This window comes from Pseudomonas sp. GW821-FHT01E10 (assembly GCF_059422365.1).
On the sequence record NZ_JBWKWT010000008.1, the window covers coordinates 238873 to 259462 of the forward strand.

Annotated in this window: 17 protein-coding genes and 2 tRNA genes; 13 read left to right on the forward strand and 6 right to left on the reverse strand. The window is 60.2% G+C overall.

Annotation, left to right across the window (positions count from 1 at the left end):
• Positions 1-117: 117 nt before the first annotated feature.
• Genes AC07V0_RS16960 through AC07V0_RS16980 form a run of 5 tightly spaced genes read left to right on the forward strand, consistent with a single transcriptional unit; the run spans position 118 to position 4995 of the window.
• The gene (locus tag AC07V0_RS16960) at positions 118-1074 is read left to right on the forward strand and encodes a TauD/TfdA family dioxygenase (RefSeq protein ID WP_064619327.1); all 957 of its coding nucleotides are present in this window, start codon (positions 118-120) and stop codon (positions 1072-1074) included.
• Between the two features lie 57 nt (positions 1075-1131).
• Positions 1132-2388, forward strand: coding sequence for an ATP-grasp domain-containing protein (locus AC07V0_RS16965; protein WP_086945826.1), 1257 nt, complete (start codon positions 1132-1134; stop codon positions 2386-2388).
• Positions 2385-3581: an ATP-grasp domain-containing protein gene (locus AC07V0_RS16970; protein ID WP_086945825.1), complete on the forward strand. Its 1197-nt coding sequence runs from the start codon at positions 2385-2387 to the stop codon at positions 3579-3581. The genes AC07V0_RS16965 and AC07V0_RS16970 overlap by 4 nt, the downstream gene beginning before the upstream one ends.
• The gene (locus tag AC07V0_RS16975) at positions 3578-4363 is read left to right on the forward strand and encodes an SDR family oxidoreductase (RefSeq protein WP_018925149.1); all 786 of its coding nucleotides are present in this window, start codon (positions 3578-3580) and stop codon (positions 4361-4363) included. The genes AC07V0_RS16970 and AC07V0_RS16975 overlap by 4 nt, the downstream gene beginning before the upstream one ends.
• Positions 4360-4995, forward strand: a complete 636-nt coding sequence (locus tag AC07V0_RS16980; protein WP_018925150.1) for a LysE family translocator — start codon at positions 4360-4362, stop codon at positions 4993-4995. The genes AC07V0_RS16975 and AC07V0_RS16980 overlap by 4 nt, the downstream gene beginning before the upstream one ends.
• Before the next feature lie 405 nt (positions 4996-5400).
• Here AC07V0_RS16980 and AC07V0_RS16985 read toward each other — a convergent pair whose 3' ends face one another.
• Positions 5401-5625, reverse strand: a complete 225-nt coding sequence (locus AC07V0_RS16985) for a hypothetical protein (protein ID WP_007898912.1) — start codon at positions 5623-5625, stop codon at positions 5401-5403.
• A gap of 992 nt (positions 5626-6617) precedes the next feature.
• Here AC07V0_RS16985 and AC07V0_RS16990 point away from each other — a divergent pair.
• Both AC07V0_RS16990 and AC07V0_RS16995 read left to right on the forward strand, forming a co-directional pair.
• Positions 6618-6941 (forward strand): SEL1-like repeat protein, encoded by a 324-nt coding sequence (locus AC07V0_RS16990; RefSeq protein WP_082920890.1) that lies wholly within the window; start codon positions 6618-6620, stop codon positions 6939-6941.
• Between the two features lie 175 nt (positions 6942-7116).
• The gene (locus tag AC07V0_RS16995) at positions 7117-8481 is read left to right on the forward strand and encodes a DNA recombination protein RmuC (protein ID WP_169342498.1); all 1365 of its coding nucleotides are present in this window, start codon (positions 7117-7119) and stop codon (positions 8479-8481) included.
• Between the two features lie 185 nt (positions 8482-8666).
• Here AC07V0_RS16995 and AC07V0_RS17000 read toward each other — a convergent pair whose 3' ends face one another.
• Positions 8667-12137 carry a hybrid sensor histidine kinase/response regulator gene (locus tag AC07V0_RS17000; protein WP_495019695.1) on the reverse strand — a complete coding sequence of 1157 codons (3471 nt, stop codon included), beginning with the start codon at positions 12135-12137 and terminating at the stop codon, positions 8667-8669.
• Positions 12138-12296: 159 nt separating this feature from the next.
• Entirely contained in the window at positions 12297-12836 is a 540-nt protein-coding gene (locus AC07V0_RS17005) for a TetR/AcrR family transcriptional regulator (RefSeq protein ID WP_086945823.1), read from the reverse strand.
• Positions 12837-12927: 91 nt separating this feature from the next.
• On the opposite strand from AC07V0_RS17005, the gene AC07V0_RS17010 reads away from it, so the two are divergent.
• The 4 genes from AC07V0_RS17010 to AC07V0_RS17025 all read left to right on the forward strand — a co-directional run bounded on the left by AC07V0_RS17010 (position 12928) and on the right by AC07V0_RS17025 (position 17710).
• Positions 12928-14121, forward strand: a complete 1194-nt coding sequence (locus AC07V0_RS17010) for an MFS transporter (RefSeq protein WP_086945822.1) — start codon at positions 12928-12930, stop codon at positions 14119-14121.
• Positions 14122-14163: 42 nt separating this feature from the next.
• Positions 14164-14475, forward strand: coding sequence for a cupin domain-containing protein (locus AC07V0_RS17015; RefSeq protein WP_007936125.1), 312 nt, complete (start codon positions 14164-14166; stop codon positions 14473-14475).
• Positions 14476-14581: 106 nt separating this feature from the next.
• Positions 14582-15733, forward strand: a complete 1152-nt coding sequence (locus AC07V0_RS17020; protein ID WP_086945821.1) for a TDT family transporter — start codon at positions 14582-14584, stop codon at positions 15731-15733.
• 102 nt (positions 15734-15835) lie between these two features.
• Positions 15836-17710, forward strand: a complete 1875-nt coding sequence (locus AC07V0_RS17025) for an MFS transporter (RefSeq protein WP_086945820.1) — start codon at positions 15836-15838, stop codon at positions 17708-17710.
• A 52-nt stretch (positions 17711-17762) separates the two neighbouring features.
• Here AC07V0_RS17025 and sugE read toward each other — a convergent pair whose 3' ends face one another.
• The 3 genes from sugE to rdgC all read right to left on the reverse strand — a co-directional run bounded on the left by sugE (position 17763) and on the right by rdgC (position 20260).
• Complete coding sequence (sugE, locus tag AC07V0_RS17030) at positions 17763-18077, reverse strand: quaternary ammonium compound efflux SMR transporter SugE (protein WP_018925158.1); 315 nt, start codon at positions 18075-18077, stop codon at positions 17763-17765.
• Positions 18078-18196: 119 nt separating this feature from the next.
• Positions 18197-19162, reverse strand: a complete 966-nt coding sequence (locus AC07V0_RS17035; RefSeq protein ID WP_495019696.1) for a bile acid:sodium symporter family protein — start codon at positions 19160-19162, stop codon at positions 18197-18199.
• Between the two features lie 177 nt (positions 19163-19339).
• Positions 19340-20260 (reverse strand): recombination-associated protein RdgC, encoded by a 921-nt coding sequence (rdgC, locus tag AC07V0_RS17040; RefSeq protein ID WP_007936132.1) that lies wholly within the window; start codon positions 20258-20260, stop codon positions 19340-19342.
• Positions 20261-20419: 159 nt separating this feature from the next.
• Here rdgC and AC07V0_RS17045 point away from each other — a divergent pair.
• A tRNA-Val gene (locus tag AC07V0_RS17045) sits at positions 20420-20495 on the forward strand.
• A gap of 19 nt (positions 20496-20514) precedes the next feature.
• Positions 20515-20588 (forward strand) — tRNA-Asp (locus AC07V0_RS17050).
• Positions 20589-20590: the final 2 nt, after the last annotated feature.

Below are 20590 nucleotides of genomic sequence, written 5' to 3' on the forward strand. Positions count from 1 at the left end.
CACTATGGATTATGTTCTGCTCTACCTGATCCTGCCGTTGGGGATGTTTATCCGACGAACCAAGGCGTTCGCCCATCAGCCGGACCCCAAGGTCACCTCATACCTGAACCGCAAATCATGAGCGTCATGGCCATGGATGTTCAGGAGGCTTCATTGGTACAGGTGGTGGTCGTCAATGATCCCGACCTGACCGGGCTGGAGGGCTGTCGCGTGAGGCTGGCCGAAACGCCGCACTGCGCTGAGAGTGTGGGAGCAGTCGGCGGGGACTGGCTCGGCACAGTGTTGGGCCGGGACATCGTCGAGGCAATTCGCGCATTTCCTGACAGCCCGCACAAAGCGCTGCTCATCAGAGGCATTTCGCTCTCTACGGACGTCGCGACGCCGCGCAATGGTTTCCTGCCCAACGCCGAGTGTGTTCTTGACTTCGATCTGCTGCACTTTGGCATGTTGCGGCTGCTGGGTGTCAGGCCGCATGCAGTCGAGTATGAGAACTTCGGCAAGCTGGTCAGAAACGTCGTTCCGGTTCCGGAGGCCGCGGGCACCACCAGCTCTTGGGGCGCGGATGTGGAGTTTTTCTGGCACACCGACAATCCCAACTGGCCCTTCGCCGATCAAAGCCGAAATGTCGCGACCGCCGTGCCGAACTTTTTGGCCTTTACCGCCGTGCGCAACTTTGAAGGCGCCTCCACCGACATTGTTTGTGTGGATCATGTCCTTTCAAAGCTGCCCGGCTGGGCGATCGCCCAGTTGCAGAAGTCTGCCTACACCTTTGGTGCCCCTGCCTCCAACGAGGGCTTCGATGGCCAGCCGAGGGTGCTGCCGGTGCTGGAGCACGACGAGGGCGGTTATCGCCTGCGCTTTGACGATGGCATCGTGGCCGCCCTCGACCTGGACAGCGAAAAGGCACTTGGGCTCCTGCGCCAGTGCCTGCGCGATGCCCAGGGTATAGAGGTGGTGTTGCAACCAGGCGACTTCTTCATTTTCAAAAATGCCCGCGTGCTGCACCGGCGCAAGGCGTTCCAGCCTCTGCTCAACGGCAAGGCGCGCTGGCTGCGCCGGGTGTACGGCAGTTGAGCCTTTGCTTCAAGAACCATCACACAACAAACATCACAGTAGACAGGGAGTTCATGCATGAATAAGCGTATCGCAGTAGTCGGTGGTCGTCCCTCGCCCATTCACGGTGCCAAGGAGCTGGGCATCGACGTAGTGCTGGTGCATCAGGAGGGTGACTACGAGCAGGAAATCCTCGCCCATTGCGAACAGGTGGTGCATGCCAGGATTGACGACGCCGAGGCCATCATCAAGGTCCTCGAGCCCCTGCACCGCGACCGTCCGTTCGATCGCATCATGACCACTACCGAAGTGGCAGGCGAGTCAACGGGCAAAGTGGTCGATCACTTCGGTCTCACCGGGGTTTCCTATAAGACTGCGCGCCTGCTCAAGGACAAAGTGGCCATGCGCGAGTTGCTGGTCGAGCACAACCTGAGCCCGGTTGCCTATCGCCATGTCACCAGTGCGCAGGATGCCGTCGCGTTCGTCAAAGAGCATGGCAAGTCGGTTCTCAAGCCCGCCGAAGGCGTGGCCAGCCTGCATATCCATCCCTGCGATGACGCAGCCTCTGCTTCCAAGGCCTGGCAGGCGCTTCAGGATGCCGACGTCAAGCACATTATCATCGAGGAGTACCTGGAGGGGCCGGTCGTCAGCGTCGACTCCTTCTCGTTCAAGAGGCGCCACCTTCCCATTGGTTACTCCCAGTACCGCATGAACGACAAATACGTTGAGTGGGAAGTCAGCACGCCGAGCACCGAGGCCAGGAAATGGCTGAGCGAGCTGAAGGAAATGACCTGCCGCCTGCTCGACGCGGTAGAACTGGAAGAGGGGCCCTCCCATAGCGAGTTCGTGCTGACCCCCAAGGGGCCTCGTGTACTCGAATCCCATGCTCGCCTGGCGGGCTCGGGTGCCCCTGAACTGGTGCGGCGTGCGTTCGGCCTGGACCTGAACCGCATGTTCCTGACTGTGCCGCTGGGTATCGACACTCTGCCGCAAGTGTCGCCCGAGCCGAAAGCGGGTGCCGCGATCCAGTTCTTCGTACCGACACCTGGCAAGGTCAGAAAGGTCGAGCTCGATCTCAAGCCTGACGTCGATGTGCGCCATACCAAGTCAGGCGAGACTCCACGGGTGTTCTTGCCGTTCCTGTTCGAACTGGGCGCAGCCGAGCGTGCCGTAGTCATCCAGAAGCATGAGGGCGATACGATTCCACCGCTCGACACCGTTGCCGACTGCGTTTCAGGGTATGTCCTGGCAACAGGCACCTCGCGCGAGGATGCCGTGCGTATCGGTGACGAACTGGTAGCGGCGGTCAACTTCATCGTGGATCCCACGGCATGAAATATGTCCTCTGCTTGCACCGTTGGGTCGGTAGCCAAGCGCTATACGACCGATACGAACTGCCGGCAGGAATGCAGATTCGGGCGATCTGTACGCCCGAATCCTGCGCGTCCCTGCCGAGCGAGCGCCTGGCGTCAAGCTCGGTGCTCGTCTCACTGGACGATGCTGAGGCGGTCATGGCTGAGGCCGAGCGTCTGGTCGAGCAACATGGGGTTCCAGCGCTGGTGGTTGCCCTCAATGAGGGCGACCTGCTCAATGCGGCTTCTATCCGTGAGCGATGGCAGGTACCGGGAGATCTTGTCGCGTGGACCGAGCGGTTCCGCGACAAGCTCACCATGCTGGAGGTCGCAGGCCGGCAATCGTCGATCGGCGTGTTGCCTGCTTCGCCTGCCGATTCCCGCGAAGCGGTGGAGCGACTGGCTGCTGAACACGGCTATCCGCTGGTGCTCAAGCCGCGCTACGGCACGGCGAGTCGCGGCGTAAAGTTTCTTCGCGGCCCAAGGGATCTTGATCAGATCGGGCAGGCCAAGGAGCCGATGATGGTCCAGGCTTGCTGCGCGGCCCCCATCCTGCACGTTGACGGCTGGTGGGATGGGCAACGGATTGTGGTAGTCACGGCGTCGCGTTATGTGAACAGCTGTGCCGATTTCGGTCCGGATAGCCCGCTGGGCAGTATCGAACTCGAGGAGGGCGACAACGAACGGCGGATTGCGGGGCGCGTCGAACAACTGCTGGCGGTCTTCGCGCCTGAGCGAGAAATCGTCTTCCACCTCGAACTGTTCGACCTGGATGACAAATTGCTGTTCCTGGAAATCGGTGCCCGGGTCGGTGGCGCCGAAATCCCGTTCCTCTGGCGAGAGGTGAGGGATATCGACCTGCTGGGGATCGCTTGGGAAATCCAGACCGGGGCGTCTACCCGCTACCGGGACCTTGCGCGCAGCCTTAGCAAGGAGGGCAGGCCATTGCACCGCGAGCGGGGGGCATGGGTGATCGCCCGCCGCAACAGCTCGCCGCGTGAAGGCTTGGGTACCCTGTACTGGGCTCAGCCGCAGAACCTGGATCGCTTCGCCAGCGGTGTTTATGAGGGCGCTGGCACGCGCCTTCGGCTGCGCAGCTTCGATCGTCCCGCGCTGGTACGTGACGTGGGGAAGATCTTCGAACAGTTATCCGAAGCATGGGGAGCTCAATCTTGAAAACAGCAGTTGTTACCGGTGCAAGCAGTGGCATTGGCGAGGCATGCGCTCGTACCTTGGCCAGTCGTGGTTGGCGGGTATTCCTTGTGGCGCGCAGGGGGGATCGGCTCGAGCAGATTGCCGGCGAAACCGGCGGACGCGCCATTGTGCTGGATGTGACACAGGCGCGAGAGGAGGACTTGGTGCAGGTTTTCGAGTGCGATCTTCTGGTGAACTGTGCGGGCGGGGCGATCGGCCTGGATGGGGTAGACGCGGCCAGTGCCGAGGACTGGACGAACATGTTCAACAGTAACGTCCTTGGGACTTTGCGGATGACCCAACTGCTATTGCCTCGGCTCATCGCGTCCCAAGGGTGCATCATCAATATCACCTCAACGGCTGCGCTAGCCGGATATGAGGGGGGAGGCGGCTATTGCGCGGCCAAGAGTGCCCAGCGCGCACTGACCCATTCCTTGCGACTGGAGATGAAGGGTATACCGGTGCGCATCACCGAAGTGCTCCCCGGCATGGTGCATACGCCAGAGTTTTCCTTGAATCGTTTTCGCGGCGACGCCGAACGGGTCAGTGCCCTCTACAAGGATGTCGACCGGCCTTTGAGCGCGGACGATGTCGCCCAGGTTGTGGCTTGGGTTGCCGATCAGCCTGCACATGTTAATGTCGATGAAATCGTGGTTCGGCCAGTGGCACAGCGTGCTCAGCATGCGCTGTTCCGCGGCAGCCTCGGCTGGTTCGAGCCGCAGCGGGCCGATACATCCCCTTTGAACGATGGAGCACGCCAATGATGGCGCTGGAAAGCCTGGCCGGTGTGGCCATCATCTCCTTGGGCATGGTGCTGACACCGGGTCCCAACATGGTCTACCTGACCTCGCGGGCGATTTCCCAGGGGCGGCTGGCCGGGATGATTTCGCTGGCGGGTGTGGCGCTAGGCTTCGTGTGCTACTTGTTGGCGGCGGGACTGGGACTGGCCGCTTTGTTCAAGGCAGTGCCAGTCGCCTACGATGTCGTCAGGATCGCAGGCGCATTTTATCTGGGCTATCTGGCCTGGAACATGCTGAAGCCCAGGGGGAGTTCCCCCTTCGAGGCGCGGGAGCTGCCACCTCACTCGCGGAGACGGCTGTTCACCATGGGGCTTGTGACGAACCTGCTGAATCCGAAGATTGCGCTGATGTATTCCGCGCTGATCCCGCAGTTCATCGACCCTTCCGCAGGATCTACCTTCCAGCAATTCATCCAGATGGGGTTGGTACAGATCACCATTGCCGTCACCGTGAACGGCATGATCGTTCTCGCCGCCTCCCGGGTCAGTGGATTCCTGGCCAAGCGACCTTCTGCCATGCGCACCCAACGCTGGGTGTCCGGGACTGTCCTGGGCGTCTTCGCGGTCGATATCCTGCTGCGCAAACCGCTCACCTGATAGGGAGCGAGTGTTTCGCCTGACCGTAATGCTGTTCACTTGAGTATTTGAGCCTCAGCCGGACTTCCTCGAAAATCCGATGCCAGACCTCTGGCATCGGATTTTTATGGTGCGCCCAGCATGGGCGTAATCTTGTGCGTAGATCCGGCGGTTGTGCGGGGACATTGCCGTGCAACTGATCGTGATGGCCGCGGACAACCCGATTTCAGGTACAGACGGATGATTGGCAGGGTTAAGAACCGGTATCGGAGGGGTGTTTCTGAATCACCGTCCAAGGCCTTCAAGGCCAGGGACGGTGAAAATATCAAAGCCCCGGTTTCCAGTGGACCGTAAGGCTGCTCCGCTTAAGTGAGCAGCATTACGCTTTTCAGCAGGGCTTTTGAGGTTTTCAGCCTTTCTGGCGTCTCAGGCAACCAGTGCCTGGCGAGTACGCTCGATCACAGCCTGCAGCGGCTCGGCGCTGGAGTATTGATCGGGGTACAGGCGTTCGCTGTGACGAGCGATGCCGTGTTCGTTGACCAGAGTGAAGCTGAAGCAGCCTTTGCGAGCGGCCATGATCAGGCAGTTCATTGGAGCAAAAGCGTTGGTTAGGGTGCGAATGGCATCCTGAGTGTGGATTTGAGTAGACATAATCGGGTGTTCCTACAAGCGACACGGATAAGAACCGTGCAAAATTAAAACGTTCCAGTGACGACGACCACCATTGGTCGAACGAAGAACCCGACTGGAACAAAGCAGCCAGTTTGAAGCGCTGATAAGTTGGCGCGCTTGGGCTGGCAGGTAGGTACTTAGGAGGGCAGGCAACACATCAGGGGCAAAGGTTCTGGGCCCGGGGTGAAGATCCTGATCAATTTGCAGGTTGGTTCGGTCAGAGTAAGTGAACTTCGCAACACCCTTTGCTTTCGATTCAAAGGCTGTGTTGACGCAAGATTTACCTGGAAACCATCGAGGTGGTCGATCCCGCTTTGTCGGTGAAGGCTTCTCTCAGGGAAGGCTGACCGGGGGGATTTGTTCGACCAGAATTGACTTTCAGCTTGGTACTAACGCCGCGGATACTAACGGATTGAATGGCCGAAGGGAAGCCTGCTCGCAAAAAAACACTGAAGTGCCGGCCGACCACATCCGCAAGTGCTGTCGGAAAATGTCATCGGCCGACACGTGCCCCGCAATTGCCCAAAAAACGGCCGTTGATCCGAGAGGGCGATCGAGCCAGGATCAATCTGCGGCGCGGGTTGCCGGGTTTATCCCCAGGCGTCACCGTAAAAACGCGCCGAAAAAGCGCACCGATATAACCGCCTCGCAGGTACTTGTGCACATTAGTTGCGCGGACTGTCATCCCACTGTCATCCTCGCTTCACCGAGGGTGGGTGCCTGTAACGAAAATTTAAGTCAATGAAAAACATCGCTTTTTTTTACTGGTGAAAAAATCGTCAGTTTGACTGCGAGCCCCATTCCACACGGCTTTGCGCGACTTCAAGGGCGGTTGTCCACTGAGTTATCCACAGCTTCTGTGGATTGTCCCGAGCGCTTGCTCTAGGACGGGCGTGCAGGCTTTTCTCGACTTTACCTGTGCGAAAAAAAGAGTAGAGTGGCGCGCCTTCCGATCTGCCCCACAGTGCTTTATGAAGTTTCGCTCAGTACCAGTCTCTCCTGCCTCAGCACCCTCCAGCATTAACCCACCCAAGCGCTTTTCGATGCGTGTGGCCGAGTGGCTACTGGACAGCCCGCGCCTGGGCGAAAACCCCAACGTCAAACACTTCGCCGGACGTTTACTCAAGCAACCTGCCCGTGAAGGCGTAGTGGCCGCGCAAAGCCGCCTCGGCCAATTGATGTGCCGCGAATGCGGGAATGCCCGGGATCGCCGTATTGGCCAGGACCTGTTGCGCCAGGCTGCGCGCGCAGGGGACCGACGCGCCCAGCAGGAACTCGGCCTGATCGAAGACTGAGCTGTCCAAGACCTGACGCCTTGGTTAACCTTCACGCTTTATCTAATCGGCAGGAGTGGCTATGGCGATGGACTTGACCAGCGCATTGCTGGGGCTGGCGGGCGCTGCACTGCCGTTGCTGGTACTGGCCTGGCAACTTCAGCGTCGGGCGAGTACGGGGCAGGCCGAACTGGCATTGCTGGAAGAGCGCCTGGCCATGGCCCAGCTGACGCAGGATGGCTTGAACGCCCAGCTCGACACCTGCCGTGATGAAGTCGCTGACCTGAGCCAGGCCAACGCCGCCAAACAAGCCGATCTGGCAGCCCTGCGCCGTGAAGTCGAATTGCTGCAGATCGAACGCGACGATGCCCGCGACGCAGCCCACGCCTGGAACATCGAACGTGCCGGCAAAGAAGCTGAGTTGCGTCGCCTGGACGCTCAGGCTGCCTCCCTCAACGCCGAGTTGCGTGAGCAGCAGGAAAGCCATCAGCAGCGCCTCAACGACCTGCAAGGCTCGCGAGACGAACTGCGAGCGCAATTCGCCGAGCTGGCGGGCAAGATCTTCGACGAGCGCGAACAGCGTTTTGCCGAAACCAGTCAGCAGCGTCTGGGGCAATTGCTCGATCCGTTGAAGGAGCGCATCCAGTCGTTCGAAAAGCGCGTCGAGGAAAGTTATCAGGCCGAAGCCCGCGAACGCTTTTCCCTGGCCAAGGAACTGGAGCGTCTGCAACAACTGAACCTGCGCCTGAGCGACGAAGCCACCAACCTCACCCGCGCCTTGAAAGGGCAGAAAACCCAAGGCAACTGGGGTGAACTGATTCTTGAGCGGGTGCTTGAACACGCGGGCCTGGAGAAGGGGCGCGAGTACCAGACCCAGGTCAATCTGAAGGGGCCGGACGGTGAGCGATTCCAGCCGGATGTGATTATTTACCTGCCTGGCGACAAGCAGGTCGTGGTCGATTCCAAGGTCAGCCTCACGGCTTATCAGCAATATGTGGCCGCCGAAGACGACGGCATCGGCCAGATCGCCATCAAGCAGCACGTGCTGTCCCTGCGCAATCATGTCAAAGGCCTGGCCGGCAAGGACTACAAGCGGCTCGACGGGTTGCACAGCCTGGATTTCGTCCTGCTTTTCGTCCCGATCGAAGCGGCGTTTTCCGCGGCGTTACAGGCAGAGCCGACGTTGTTTCAGGAGGCCTTCGACCGCAACATCGTGATCGTCAGCCCGACCACGTTGCTGGCCACTTTGCGGGTCATCGACAGCCTGTGGAAGCAGGAGCGCCAGAGCCAGAACGCTCGGGAAATCGCCGAGCGCGCCGGGTGGCTGTACGACAAGTTCGTGTTGTTCATTCAGGATCTGGATGAGGTTGGCAATCGCTTGCAGCAACTGGACAAAGCCTACAGCTCTGCCCGCAATAAGCTGACAGAAGGCCGTGGCAACCTGGTCAGTCGCAGCGAACAGCTCAAATTGCTTGGCGCGCGGGCCAGCAAGAGCTTGCCGGCGGACCTGCTGGAGCGGGCCATGACGGATGTCGATGGCTTGGCCGAGTTGCCCGAATAAGCCATCTTTTTCGATGGCATCTGTGGCGAGGGGGCTTGCTGTGGCGAGGGAGCTTGCTCCCGTTGGGCTGCGCAGCAGCCCCCGTTTCCCGTAAAGCAATCCGCGTTGCGTGTTTTGCGACTGCTGCGCAGTCTAGCGGGAGCAAGCTCCCTCGCCACGGGTTCTGGGCTAGCCAGACGCATTTATTACAACGGCAAATGCCGACTCAACAACGCCCGCAACGCCGCCGGCTTCACCGGTTTGGCCAGGTAATCCAGGCCCGCTGCATGCACCTGGGCCACGGTCTCCGGCCGTCCATCGGCGCTGATCACCACCCCCGGCACCGGCTCGCCCAATTGCGTGCGCAACCACGCCATCAAGTCGGTTCCGGTCTCGCCATCGTCCAGGTGGTAATCCACCAGCGCCAACTGCGGGCGCATCCCGTCGTTGAGCAGCGTCGCGCATTCATCACGGTTGCGCGCGGTCCAGACCTGGCAACCCCAGCGCGTGAGCAGGCTGTTCATGCCGATCAGGATGCTGTCCTCGTTATCAATGCACAGCACCTGTGCGCCGCCGAGCAAATGGCCATTGAGTTCGGCAACCTTGGCCGGCACCGCGGCTTGTGCCCGAGCCAACGGCACGCTGACACTGAATACACTGCCGCGCCCCGGCCAGGAGCGTACGCGCAAAGTGTGACCGAGCACGCGGCACAGTCCATCGGCAATCGCCAGCCCCAGGCCCAGGCCTTTCTCGGCCCGGGTCTGGTGGCTGTCGAGGCGTTTGAACTCTTCGAAAATCACCTGTTGTTTGTCTTTCGGAATACCCGGTCCACGGTCCCAGACCTCCAGGCACAGCTCGCCGTTGCGCCGCCGAACGCCGAGCAGCACGGGGCCTCTGGCGTAGCGGAAGGCATTGGTCAGGAAGTTCTGCAAGATCCGTCGCAGCAGTTTTATGTCGCTGTCGACCCGTAGCGTGCTGCCCCGGACGCGGAATTTCAGCCCCTGTTCCTGAGCAAGTGCCTTGAACTCGGCTCCCAGCGTGTCAAACAACTCATTGAGCACGAAGGGCCTGCGATCAGGGTTGATCTTGCCGCTTTCCAGACGGGAAATATCCAGCAGATCACTGATCAGGTCTTCGGCCGAACGCAGTGAGCTGTCCAGGTGATGAACCAGCTTCTGCGCTTCGCTGGACAAACCCTCTTCCTGATGGGAGAGGGCGGCGGAGAACAGCCGCGCGGCGTTCAGCGGTTGCATCAAGTCATGGCTGACGGCGGCCAGGAAACGCGTTTTCGACTGGTTGGCCGATTCGGCGGTGCCCTTGGCTTCGGTCAGGGCAAGGTTGAGTTGCGACAGTTCGTGGGTCCGTTCGGCGACCCGCCGCTCAAGGCCTTCATTGGCTTCGGTCAGCGCCTGCTCGGCTTCGCGGAACGCGGTAATGTCGGTGAAACTCATGACGAAACCGCCGCCGGGCATCGGGTTGCCGATCAGTTCGATCACTCGGCCGTTGGGGAACAGTCGCTCGGAGGTATGGGCGCGGCCCTGACGCATCCAGTGCAAGCGACGGGCGACATGCACTTCCGCTTCGCCGGGGCCACACAGGCCGCGTTCGGCGTTGTAGCGAATGATGTCGGCAATCGGTCGGCCGACGCTGATCAAACCGTCGGGGTAGTTGAACAGCTCCAGGTAGCGCCGGTTCCAGGCCACCAGTTTCAGCGACTGGTCGATCACGCTGATGCCCTGGGTGATGTTCTCGATGGCGCCTTGCAGCAGGGCGCGGTTGAATTGCAGCACTTCCGAGGTTTCGTCGGCGATCCGTACGACGTCCTCCAGTTGCATTTCCCGACCTTCGATGGCGGCTTTTACCACCGCCCGAGTCGAAGAGGCGCCGAGTACACCCGCCAGCAAGCGTTCGGTATGGGCGATCCATTCACCGTCGGCGTTCTGGTTCGGGTTGAAGCCTTTGCCCTGGCGGTAGGCGAAACGGATGAAGCTCTGACGGGCCCGTTCTTCGCCGACAAACCGGGCAGCCAGTTGCAGCAAATCGTCGATCTGTACCGCCAGCATCGAGCGGGCGCTGGGGCGGGGGCTGATTTCCTGGCCGATGAAACGACCGGCCTGCCAGTGCTCCGAAACCCGTGTGCGTGACAGCACCGAGACCCAGGCGAACAAGGTGAAGTTACCCGCCAGGGACAACACCACGCCCTGAGTCAGCGGCGTGATCGGCAGGTTCAGCGGATTGCTTTGCAGCCAGGCCAGGCCCGGAAAACTGCTCAAGGGCAAGCCGAGGCTGTTGGCGGCAACCGGCAACACCAGGGTGTAGAACCAGAGGAATGTCCCGGTGGCCAGACCGGCGAACACGCCACGGCGGTTAGCCTGTTTCCAGTACAGCGCGCCGAGCATGGCCGGGGCCAGTTGGGTCACGGCGGCGAAGGCAATCTGGCCGATGGTCGCCAGGCTCGCGGTCGAGCCCAGCAGGCGATAGCTGACGTAGGCCAGCAGCAGAATGACCACAATGCTCACCCGGCGCACCGAAAGCATCCACTGGCGGAACACTTCGAATGGCCGTTCGGCGTTGTTGCGCCGCAGCAACCATGGCAGCAGCATGTCGTTGGAGAGCATGGTCGACAGCGCCACGCTGGCGACAATCACCATGCTGGTCGCCGCCGAAGCGCCGCCGATAAACGCCAGCATTGCCAGGGCAGGGTGAGATTGGGCCAGAGGCAGGCTGATAACGAATGAGTCCGGCAGCACCGAACTGGGTAGCAACATCTGACCGGCCAGTGCAATCGGCACCACAAAAAGCGCGGCCAGCGCCAGATACGTCGGGAACACCCACTTGGCCAGGCGTAAATCCTGGGGGTCGATGTTTTCCACCACGGTCACGTGGAACTGCCGGGGCAGGCAGATGATCGCCATCATCGCCACACCGGTCTGCACTACCATGGACGGCCAGTTGATGGTTTCCTTCCAGTACTCTTCCAGGCGCGGGGCGAGCATGGCCTGGTCGAACAGGTCGTCGAAACCGTCGTACAGGCCGTAGGTCACGAACGCGCCGACCGCGAGAAAAGCGAACAGCTTGACCAGCGATTCAAAGGCAATCGCCAGCACCATGCCGCGGTGGTGTTCCGTGGCGTCGAGGTTGCGGGTACCGAAAACGATGGTGAACAGCGCCAGTACCAGGGAGACGATCAGCGCCGTGTCCTGCGCGCGCGTGCCCATGGCGTCGGCGCCGGCGCCGATCAACAGGTTTACACCCAGCACGATGCCCTTGAGTTGCAAGGCAATGTAGGGCAGCACGCCGACCAGGCAGATCAGCGCGACGACTACCGCCAGGGACTGGGATTTACCGTAACGGGCGGCGATGAAGTCGGCGATGGAGGTGATGTTCTCCTGCTTGCTGATCATCACCATTTTTTGCAGGACCCACGGCGCGCACACCAGCAGCAGGATCGGCCCGAGGTAGATCGGCAGGAAGGCCCAGAGTTGTTCGGCTGCCTGGCCCACGGCGCCAAAGAACGTCCAGCTGGTGCAATAAACCGCCAGCGACAGGCTGTACACCCAGGCACGCACCCGTGGCGGCAGCGGCGTGCTGCGACGGTCGCCGTAAAAGGCGATGGCGAACAGGATGGCCATATAGGCCAGGGCGACAATGGCGATCAGCCCGGTGGACAGCGACATGGGAACTCCAGACAAAAGACATCCGGGACTGCGCCCGATCCAGACAGTCTCGCATGACCGCCTGAGTTAGTCAGTGTCGACCAAGGTCGTGGCGTGGCGGGGTGTCGCAGGTTGGGAGTCAGTTGGATCTTTGGTGTCTTTTCGGGTCTCTTCGCGGCGTTACTGACTCAACGCAATATCGATCAGCCGATGCAACTCTTCAACCTCCAGCGCCTGCGCCGCAAACAGGATGCGAAACACCGTCGGTGCCACCACCATATTGATCAGCCGGTCGACACTTGGCCGCGATTGATCGGGATAGCGATCCAGAATCGTCTGCAACTGCCCGCCAATGATCGTCACGCAATAGCCCGGCGTGGCGCTGGATTGCACGTCGCGCATCATGTTGCGCCCGGGTTCGGAACTCATTTCATCCAGATACTGCTCGGCCCAAGCCCGCACGTCCCCGCGTAAGCTGCCGGTATTGGCCGGCTCACTGTCGGGGCGCATGCGGGCGAGGGCGACATCAGCGAGCAGTGCTGACAAATCCCCCCAGCGCCGATAAATGGTCGACGGCGTCACCCCGGCCCGGGCAGCAATCTGCGGCACAGTCACGCAGGCGCGGTCCTGCTCTTCGAGGAGCGCGCGGACAGCCGAATGAATCGACTCTTGAACCCTGGCACTTCTGCCACCAGGGCGTAAACCTTCTTTAATAGCCATGCGGCGGACCTTAACACAAAGAATTTGCTTTAAGCGCTGACCAGTAGCACACTCCGCAAAAGCAAAAAATTAGCTTTTGCGGAGTGTGCTCATGTCTCTTCCAGCGACAAATCGTTCCAGCCTGTGGTTTCTGGCGATCACCTTACTCAGTTTTCTCGCCGCTTCCACCGCGCCGACCCCGTTGTATCACCTCTATCAGGAGCACCTGCAGTTCTCAGCCGCGACCCTGACCCTGATTTTCGGTGTCTACGCCCTCAGCTTGCTGGCGGCGCTGCTCACGGTCGGTTCGCTGTCGGATTATCTGGGGCGCAAACCGGTGATTTTTACCGCTGTGTTGCTGAATATGCTGGCGATGTTGCTGTTCATCAACGCCGACAGCGTCGCCTGGTTGATCGGTGCGCGAGTACTTCAGGGGTTTGCGACGGGAATGGCCACCGCCGTCTTGAGTGCGGCGTTGCTGGACACCGATCGCCAGCAAGGGCCGATGGTCAACAGTGTTGCGCCGTTGCTGGGCATGGCGCTGGGGGCCATGGGTTGCGGATTATTGGCCGAGTTTGCGCCCCTGCCGCTGCAATTGACCTATTGGGTGTTGTTCGCGCTGTTTGCGATGCAAGCGCTGTACGTCTGGCGTCTGCCGGAAAGCGTCAGTCGACAACCGGGTGCCTGGGCCTCGCTGCGCCCGACCCTGCATGTGCCGATTCAGGCGCGGCGAATGTTGTGGCGGGTGCTGCCGATTGACCTCGCGGTGTGGGCGCTTGGCGGCTTTTTCGCCTCCCTGGCGCCGTCTCTGGTGCGGACAGCCACCGGGTCGACGTCGAATCTGATTGGCGGTGCGACGGTGGCCGTGTTGACGGTGACCGGTGCCTCGATGATCTACACCTTGCGCAATCGGCCGGCCGACAAGGTCTTGCTGCTGGGCGCGAGCTTGCTGCCCGCAGGCGTTGCGCTGATTCTGCTGGCGGTCCACAGCGCCAGCCTGCCATTGTTTTTCTTCGGCACGCTGGTGGCGGGCAGCGGATTCGGTACGGGTTTCCTTGGCGCCTTGCGCAGCATCGTGCCGCTGGCCTTGCCTCATGAGCGGGCCGGGTTGATGTCGGCGTTTTATGTGCTCAGTTATCTGGCGTTCTGCTTGCCGTCGTTGCTGGCCGGTAATCTGACCCGCAGCTTTGGGCTGGTGGCGACCACCGACGGTTACGGCGCGGTACTGATCATCCTGTCGCTCGGTGCGCTGATCGGCTTGCTTCGTGAGCGGTCTGTCAAAGTCTGTGGCGTCGATGTCAGATGACCGTTAGCCTTGGCACCGCCATTCATTTCGACGGACCGACCCATGAAGATCATCCGCAGCAAATCCTTCACCGGTGACCGCGCCTGGGCGGCGCTGGACATCGCCAACATGAACGGTATCACCACCCGTTTGCACTGGACCGATCAGCCGTATAAATGGCACGTCAACGATGGCCAGGAAGTGTTCGTGGTGCTCGACGGTCAGGTGCAGATGCGTTATCGCGAAGCAGGCCTCGAAAAGGAAACCCTGCTGGAGGTCGGCGATATTTTTTATGCCTCGGTGGGCACCGAACATGTGGCTCATCCGCAGGGCGTGGCGAGGATATTGGTGATCGAGACTGAAGGCAGCGTCTGATGCTATATCTGCAAAACAGATAACAGTTAGAGATATTACCCGTTATATCGATATTCTATTCGGATCTATCATGAGCGCCTACCTCATTAGAGGACAGGAGTTCGCCATGACCTGCACCCGTAGCGTTAAACCCGGTATCAAGCCGTTCAGTCATCTGCAGCACCCAAGAGAAGCCATCCGCCAATTCACCCCGAACTGGTTCGCGGCGACCATGGGCACTGGTGTATTGGCGCTTGCGCTTGCGCAACTGCCGGTGTCGACTCCCGGTCTGCATGCGTTGGCCGAAGGCTTGTGGCTATTAAATATTGGCCTGTTTGTGTTGTTCACGGCCATGTATGCCGCGCGTTGGGTCATGTTCTTCGACGAAGCGCGGCGGATTTTCGGCCACTCCACGGTTTCGATGTTTTTCGGCACCATTCCCATGGGCCTGGCGACCATCATCAATGGCTTTCTGCTGTTCGGCCTGCCGCGTTGGGGCGACGGTGTGATTCATGTCGCCGAAGTGCTGTGGTGGCTGGACGTGGCGATGTCGCTGGCCTGCGGCGTACTGATTCCCTACATGATGTTCACCCGTCAGGAGCACAGCATCGACCAGATGACCGCTGTCTGGCTGTTGCCGGTGGTGGCGGCGGAAGTGGCGGCTGCCAGTGGTGGCTTGCTGGCGCCGCACCTCGCCGATGCTCATTCGCAGTTAGTGGTGCTGGTGACCAGCTACGTGCTTTGGGCTTTTTCCCTGCCAGTGGCGTTCAGCATTCTGACCATCCTGTTGCTGCGCATGGCGTTGCATAAATTGCCCCACGAAAACATGGCCGCCTCGAGCTGGCTGGCGCTTGGGCCGATTGGCACGGGTGCGCTGGGCATGTTGTTGATGGGCGCCGACGCACCGGCGATCTTTGCCGCCAACAGTCTGCCGGGGATCGGTGAAATAGCTGAGGGCCTTGGGCTGGTGGCCGGGATCACGCTGTGGGGCTTCGGGCTTTGGTGGATGCTGATAGCACTGCTGATCACCGTGCGTTACTTGCGCGCCGGTATCCCGTTCAATCTCGGCTGGTGGGGTTTCACGTTCCCGCTGGGTGTCTATTCCCTGACTACGCTGAAACTGGCCAGCACCTTGAACCTGACGTTTTTCAGTGTCTTTGGTTGCGTGTTGGTGGCCATGCTGGCGGTGATGTGGCTGATTGTCGCCAAACGCACGGTGCAGGGCGCGTGGAAGGGCGAACTGTTTGTCTCACCGTGCATCGCAGGATTAAAGAAATAACCGGCAAAGATTAGGTAATGTGTGTGGCCTGGATCGACGTTCGACATTCCAATAACAGTATCCACGCCACCCTCTACCAAAAAAATCAGGGACACATGGAAGATGAGTCACCCCTCGCAGTTCACCTTGCTTCGCACTCGGCGCTTCCTGCCTTTTTTTGTCACGCAGTCCCTTGGGGCCTTTAACGACAACATCTTCAAGCAGTCGCTGATCCTCGCCATTCTGTACAAGCTGACCATCGAGGGTGACCGTTCGATCTGGGTCAACCTGTGTGCGCTGCTGTTTATCCTGCCGTTCTTCCTGTTCTCGGCGCTGGCCGGGCAGTTCGGGGAGAAGTTCGCCAAGGACGCGCTGATCCGTCTGATCAAGCTCGGGGAAATCGTCATCATGACGGTGGGCGCGGTCGGTTTCATGTTCGATCACCTGTCGCTGATGCTGTTGGCGCTGTTTGCCATGGGCACCCACTCGGCGCTGTTCGGGCCGGTGAAGTACTCGATCCTGCCGCAGGCCTTGCGCGAAGAAGAGCTGGTGGGTGGCAACGGGTTGGTGGAAATGGGCACCTTCCTGGCAATTCTCGCCGGGACGATTGGCGCCGGCATCATGATGTCCGCCAGCAACTACGCGCCGGTGGTGTCCACGGCAATCATCGGCATTGCGGTGCTCGGTTATCTGGCCAGCCGCAGCATTCCCCGAGCTGCGGCGGCATCGCCGCAAATGCGCCTGAACTGGAATATCTTCAGCCAGTCCTGGGCCACGTTGAAGCTGGGCCTGGGGCAAACCCCTGCGGTCTCGCGTTCGATCGTCGGCAACTCATGGTTCTGGTTTGTCGGGGCGATTTATCTGACGCAAATCCCGGCGTATGCCAAGGAATGGATGCACGGCGACGAGACCGTGGTGACGCTGATTCTTACCGTGTTCTCGGTCGGTATTGCACTGGGTTCGATGCTTTGCGAGAAACTCTCCGGGCGCAAAGTCGAGATCGGTCTGGTGCCGTTCGGCTCATTCGGCCTGACCGTATTTGGCCTGTTGCTGTGGTGGCATTCCGGTGGAATTCCGGACAGCGTTACCGGCCATGGCTGGATCGAAATCCTTGGCTTCGGTCACACCTGGCTGGTGTTGATCGACATCCTCGGGCTGGGAGTCTTCGGCGGTTTCTACATCGTGCCGCTGTATGCGCTGATCCAGTCCCGCACCGTCGAGAACGAACGGGCCCGAGTGATTGCCGCCAACAACATTCTCAACGCCCTGTTCATGGTGGTGTCGGCGATTGTGTCGATCGTCTTGCTGAGCATCGCCAAGCTGTCGATCCCGCAGCTGTTCCTGGTGGTGTCGCTGCTGAACATCGGCGTCAACGCGTACATCTTCAAAATTGTCCCCGAGTTCAGCATGCGTTTCATGATCTGGCTGCTCGGCCATTCCATGTACCGCGTCGAGCATCGCAACCTCGAGCTGATTCCCGATGAGGGTGCTGCGCTGCTGGTTTGCAACCATGTGTCGTTCGTCGATGCGTTGCTGATCGGTGGGGCCGTGCGTCGGCCGATTCGCTTTGTGATGTATTACAAAATCTACAACCTGCCGGTGCTGAACTTCATCTTCCGCACGGCCGGGGCAATTCCGATTGCCGGGCGCCAGGAAGACATTCAAATCTACGAAAAAGCCTTCACCCGCATTGCCCAGTATCTGAAGGATGGCGAGCTGGTGTGTATTTTCCCTGAAGGCAAGTTGACCGCTGATGGCGAGATCAACGAGTTCAAGGGCGGGCTGACGCGGATTCTCGAAGAAACGCCGGTGCCGGTGATTCCGCTGGCGTTGCAAGGGTTGTGGGGGAGTTTCTTCAGCCGCGATCCGAACAAGGGCTTGTTCCGTCGGTTGTGGTCGCGGGTGACCTTGGTGGCAGGGCCGGCGGTGGCGGTTGAAGTGGCGGAGCCAGCTAAGTTGCAGGCGTTGGTGGGGGATTTGCGTGGGGCCGTCAGATAGTTGGTGACTTTGCGGGCGTCATCGCGGGCTTGCCCGCGATGACGTCAGTGGCCTAAGCGCTGACCTTGAGCCCAACCAACCCGGTAATGATCAGTGCCACACTGGCCAGCCGAAACAGTGCCATGGATTCACCAAACAGAATGATCCCGGCGATCACCGTGCCCACTGCACCCACGCCGGTCCAGATCGCATAGGCCGTGCCCAGCGGCAATTCCTTCATGGCAAGGCCCAGCAGGCCAAGGCTGATCGCCATGGCGGCAACGGTCAATGCGGTGGGAAGAGGGCGGCTGAAGCCGTCGGTGTATTTCAGGCCAACGGCCCAGCCGACTTCGAACAGACCGGCAAAAAACAGAATGATCCAGGACATGGAAGACCTCCATCGATGGATGGGGTCGTCCCCGGATTAAGCACTCGATCGAGCCGCGAGGTCGTCCCCGCGTTGCGCGATAGAGTGCCCATCATTAACCCGAGGATCAAGTTTTCGGATCAGTCAGCCACTTGCTGAGCAGCGATTTTCCGATCCTCTTTTTCGCTCATGCGACGGAAATACGTCGAGAGCAGGGCCCCGGAAATGTTGTGCCAGACGCTGAACAGCGCGCTCGGCACCGCCGCCAGCGGCGAGAAGTGCGCACTGGCCAGTGCCGCACCCAGACCGGAGTTCTGCATGCCGACTTCCAGTGCCAGGGATTTGCGCTGGGCCAGCGGCAGGTTGAACAGGCGCCCGGTGAAGTAACCCAGCAAGTAGCCGAAGCTGTTGTGCAGCATCACCACGGCCATGATCAGCAGACCGGATTCGGCAATCTTCGCCTGGCTGGCGGCCACCACGGCCGTGACGATGATCACGATGTTCACCACCGATACCAGCGGCAACACTTCTACCGCGTGACGAACCCGATCACCGAGTACGCGTTGGGCAACCACGCCAAGTACGATCGGCAACAGCACGACTTGCAGGATCGACCAGAACAGCTCCATGAACGACACCGGCAACCAGGCCGAGGCCAGCAGCCAGATCAGCGCCGGTGTCAGCAATGGCGCGAGGAGGGTGGTGACGGCGGCAATGGCCACCGACAACGCCAGGTCGCCGCGAGCCAGCCAGGTCATCACGTTCGACGAGGTGCCGCTCGGGCAACAGCCGACCAGAATCACCCCGACGGCGATCTCTGGCGGCAGGTGGAATACCTGGCAGAGTAACCATGCCATGCCGGGCATGATCACGAAGTGGGCGACCACGCCCAGGGCCACGCGCCACGGATGGCGAGCGACTTCGGCGAAGTCTTCGAGCTTGAGGGTCAGGCCCATGCCGAACATCACCAGCCCCAGCAGCGGCACAATGGCGCCTTTCAAACCGATGAACCAGGCCGGCTGCAGAAACGCCACGATGGCGAAAATCAGTACCCAGTAAGCGAAGGTGTTGCCGACAAAACGACTCAATGCAGCGAGTGCGCGCATGGCCTGATCCTTGTTATGTGTTTAAAAGCGGGTAGGGCTTGGAACTTGGGTTGCCTGCAAAAAGATCGCAGCCTTCGGCAGCTCCTACATTTGAAATGCGATCCTCTGTAGGAGCTGCTGAAGGCTGCGATCTTTTCTTACCAGGCGCCGCCGATCAAGGCCGGCGCCCTAAGGCAATCAGATACCCTGTGGGGTCTCTTCACCGCCCAACGCTTCAACCAGTGCCGGCAGGAAGTCGCCGAAGGTCAGCATCATCAGGGTGAAGCTGGCGTCCAGTTGGCCCAGTGCTTCGTCGCCACCGTCCTGCTCCGCCTGATCTTGCAGCAGGTCTTCGAACTTCAGGCGCTTGACCACCATTTTGTCGTCGAGCACGAACGACAGTTTGTCCTGCCAGGCCAGCGACAGCTGAGTGACCACTTTGCCGGTGCTCAGGTGCAGCTGGATTTCTTCGCTGGTCAGGTCCTGACGCTTGCAACGCACGATGCCGCCGTCTTCGTGGGTGTCGCGCAGTTCGCACTCGTCCAGCACAAAGAAATCGTCTGCGGCTTTCTGAGTGGTAACCCACTCGGTCATGGTTGCGGTCGGCGACATCTTCACCGTCAGCGGACGTACCGGCAGCGAGCCGATCACTTCACGCAGGGTGGACAGCAGGTCTTCGGCACGTTTCGGGCTGGCCGAGTTCACCAGGATCAGGCCCTGTTTCGGCGCAATGGCGGCGAAGGTCGACGAGCGACGGATAAAGGCGCGGGGCAGGAAGGCCTGGATGATTTCATCCTTGATCTGATCGCGTTCCTTTTTATAGACCTTGCGCATTTGTTCGGCTTCGATCTCTTCGACCTTTTCCTTCACTGCGTCACGCACGACGCTGCCCGGCAGAATGCGTTCTTCTTTACGGGCGGCGATCAGCAGGAAGTCTCCGCTGACGTGTACCAGCGGTGCATCTTCGCCTTTGCCGAAGGGCGCGACGAAACCGTAGGTGGTCAACTCCTGGCTTGCACATGGACGCGCCAGTTTGGTGGCCAGTGCAGTTTCCAACGCCTCGGCATCAAAAGGCAGATCTTGGGTCAGGCGATAGATAAGCAGGTTTTTGAACCACATGGGGTGAGTCTCTCCTTTATACAAAGGGGGGCATTATTGTCTTCGCCGGGTCATAGGCCAACCCTTCTCTAAGCCTTTGGAAGGCCTGAGAAAATTATTTAAAAAAGTGCTTGCCAGAGGTTGGGTCGCTCCGTAGAATGCGCGCCACACCGAAGCGAAGGGTGATTAGCTCAGCTGGGAGAGCGTCTGCCTTACAAGCAGAATGTCGGCGGTTCGATCCCGTCATCACCCACCATTCGTTTCAAGTGTTTAGCGCAGCGGTAGTTCAGTCGGTTAGAATACCGGCCTGTCACGCCGGGGGTCGCGGGTTCGAGTCCCGTCCGCTGCGCC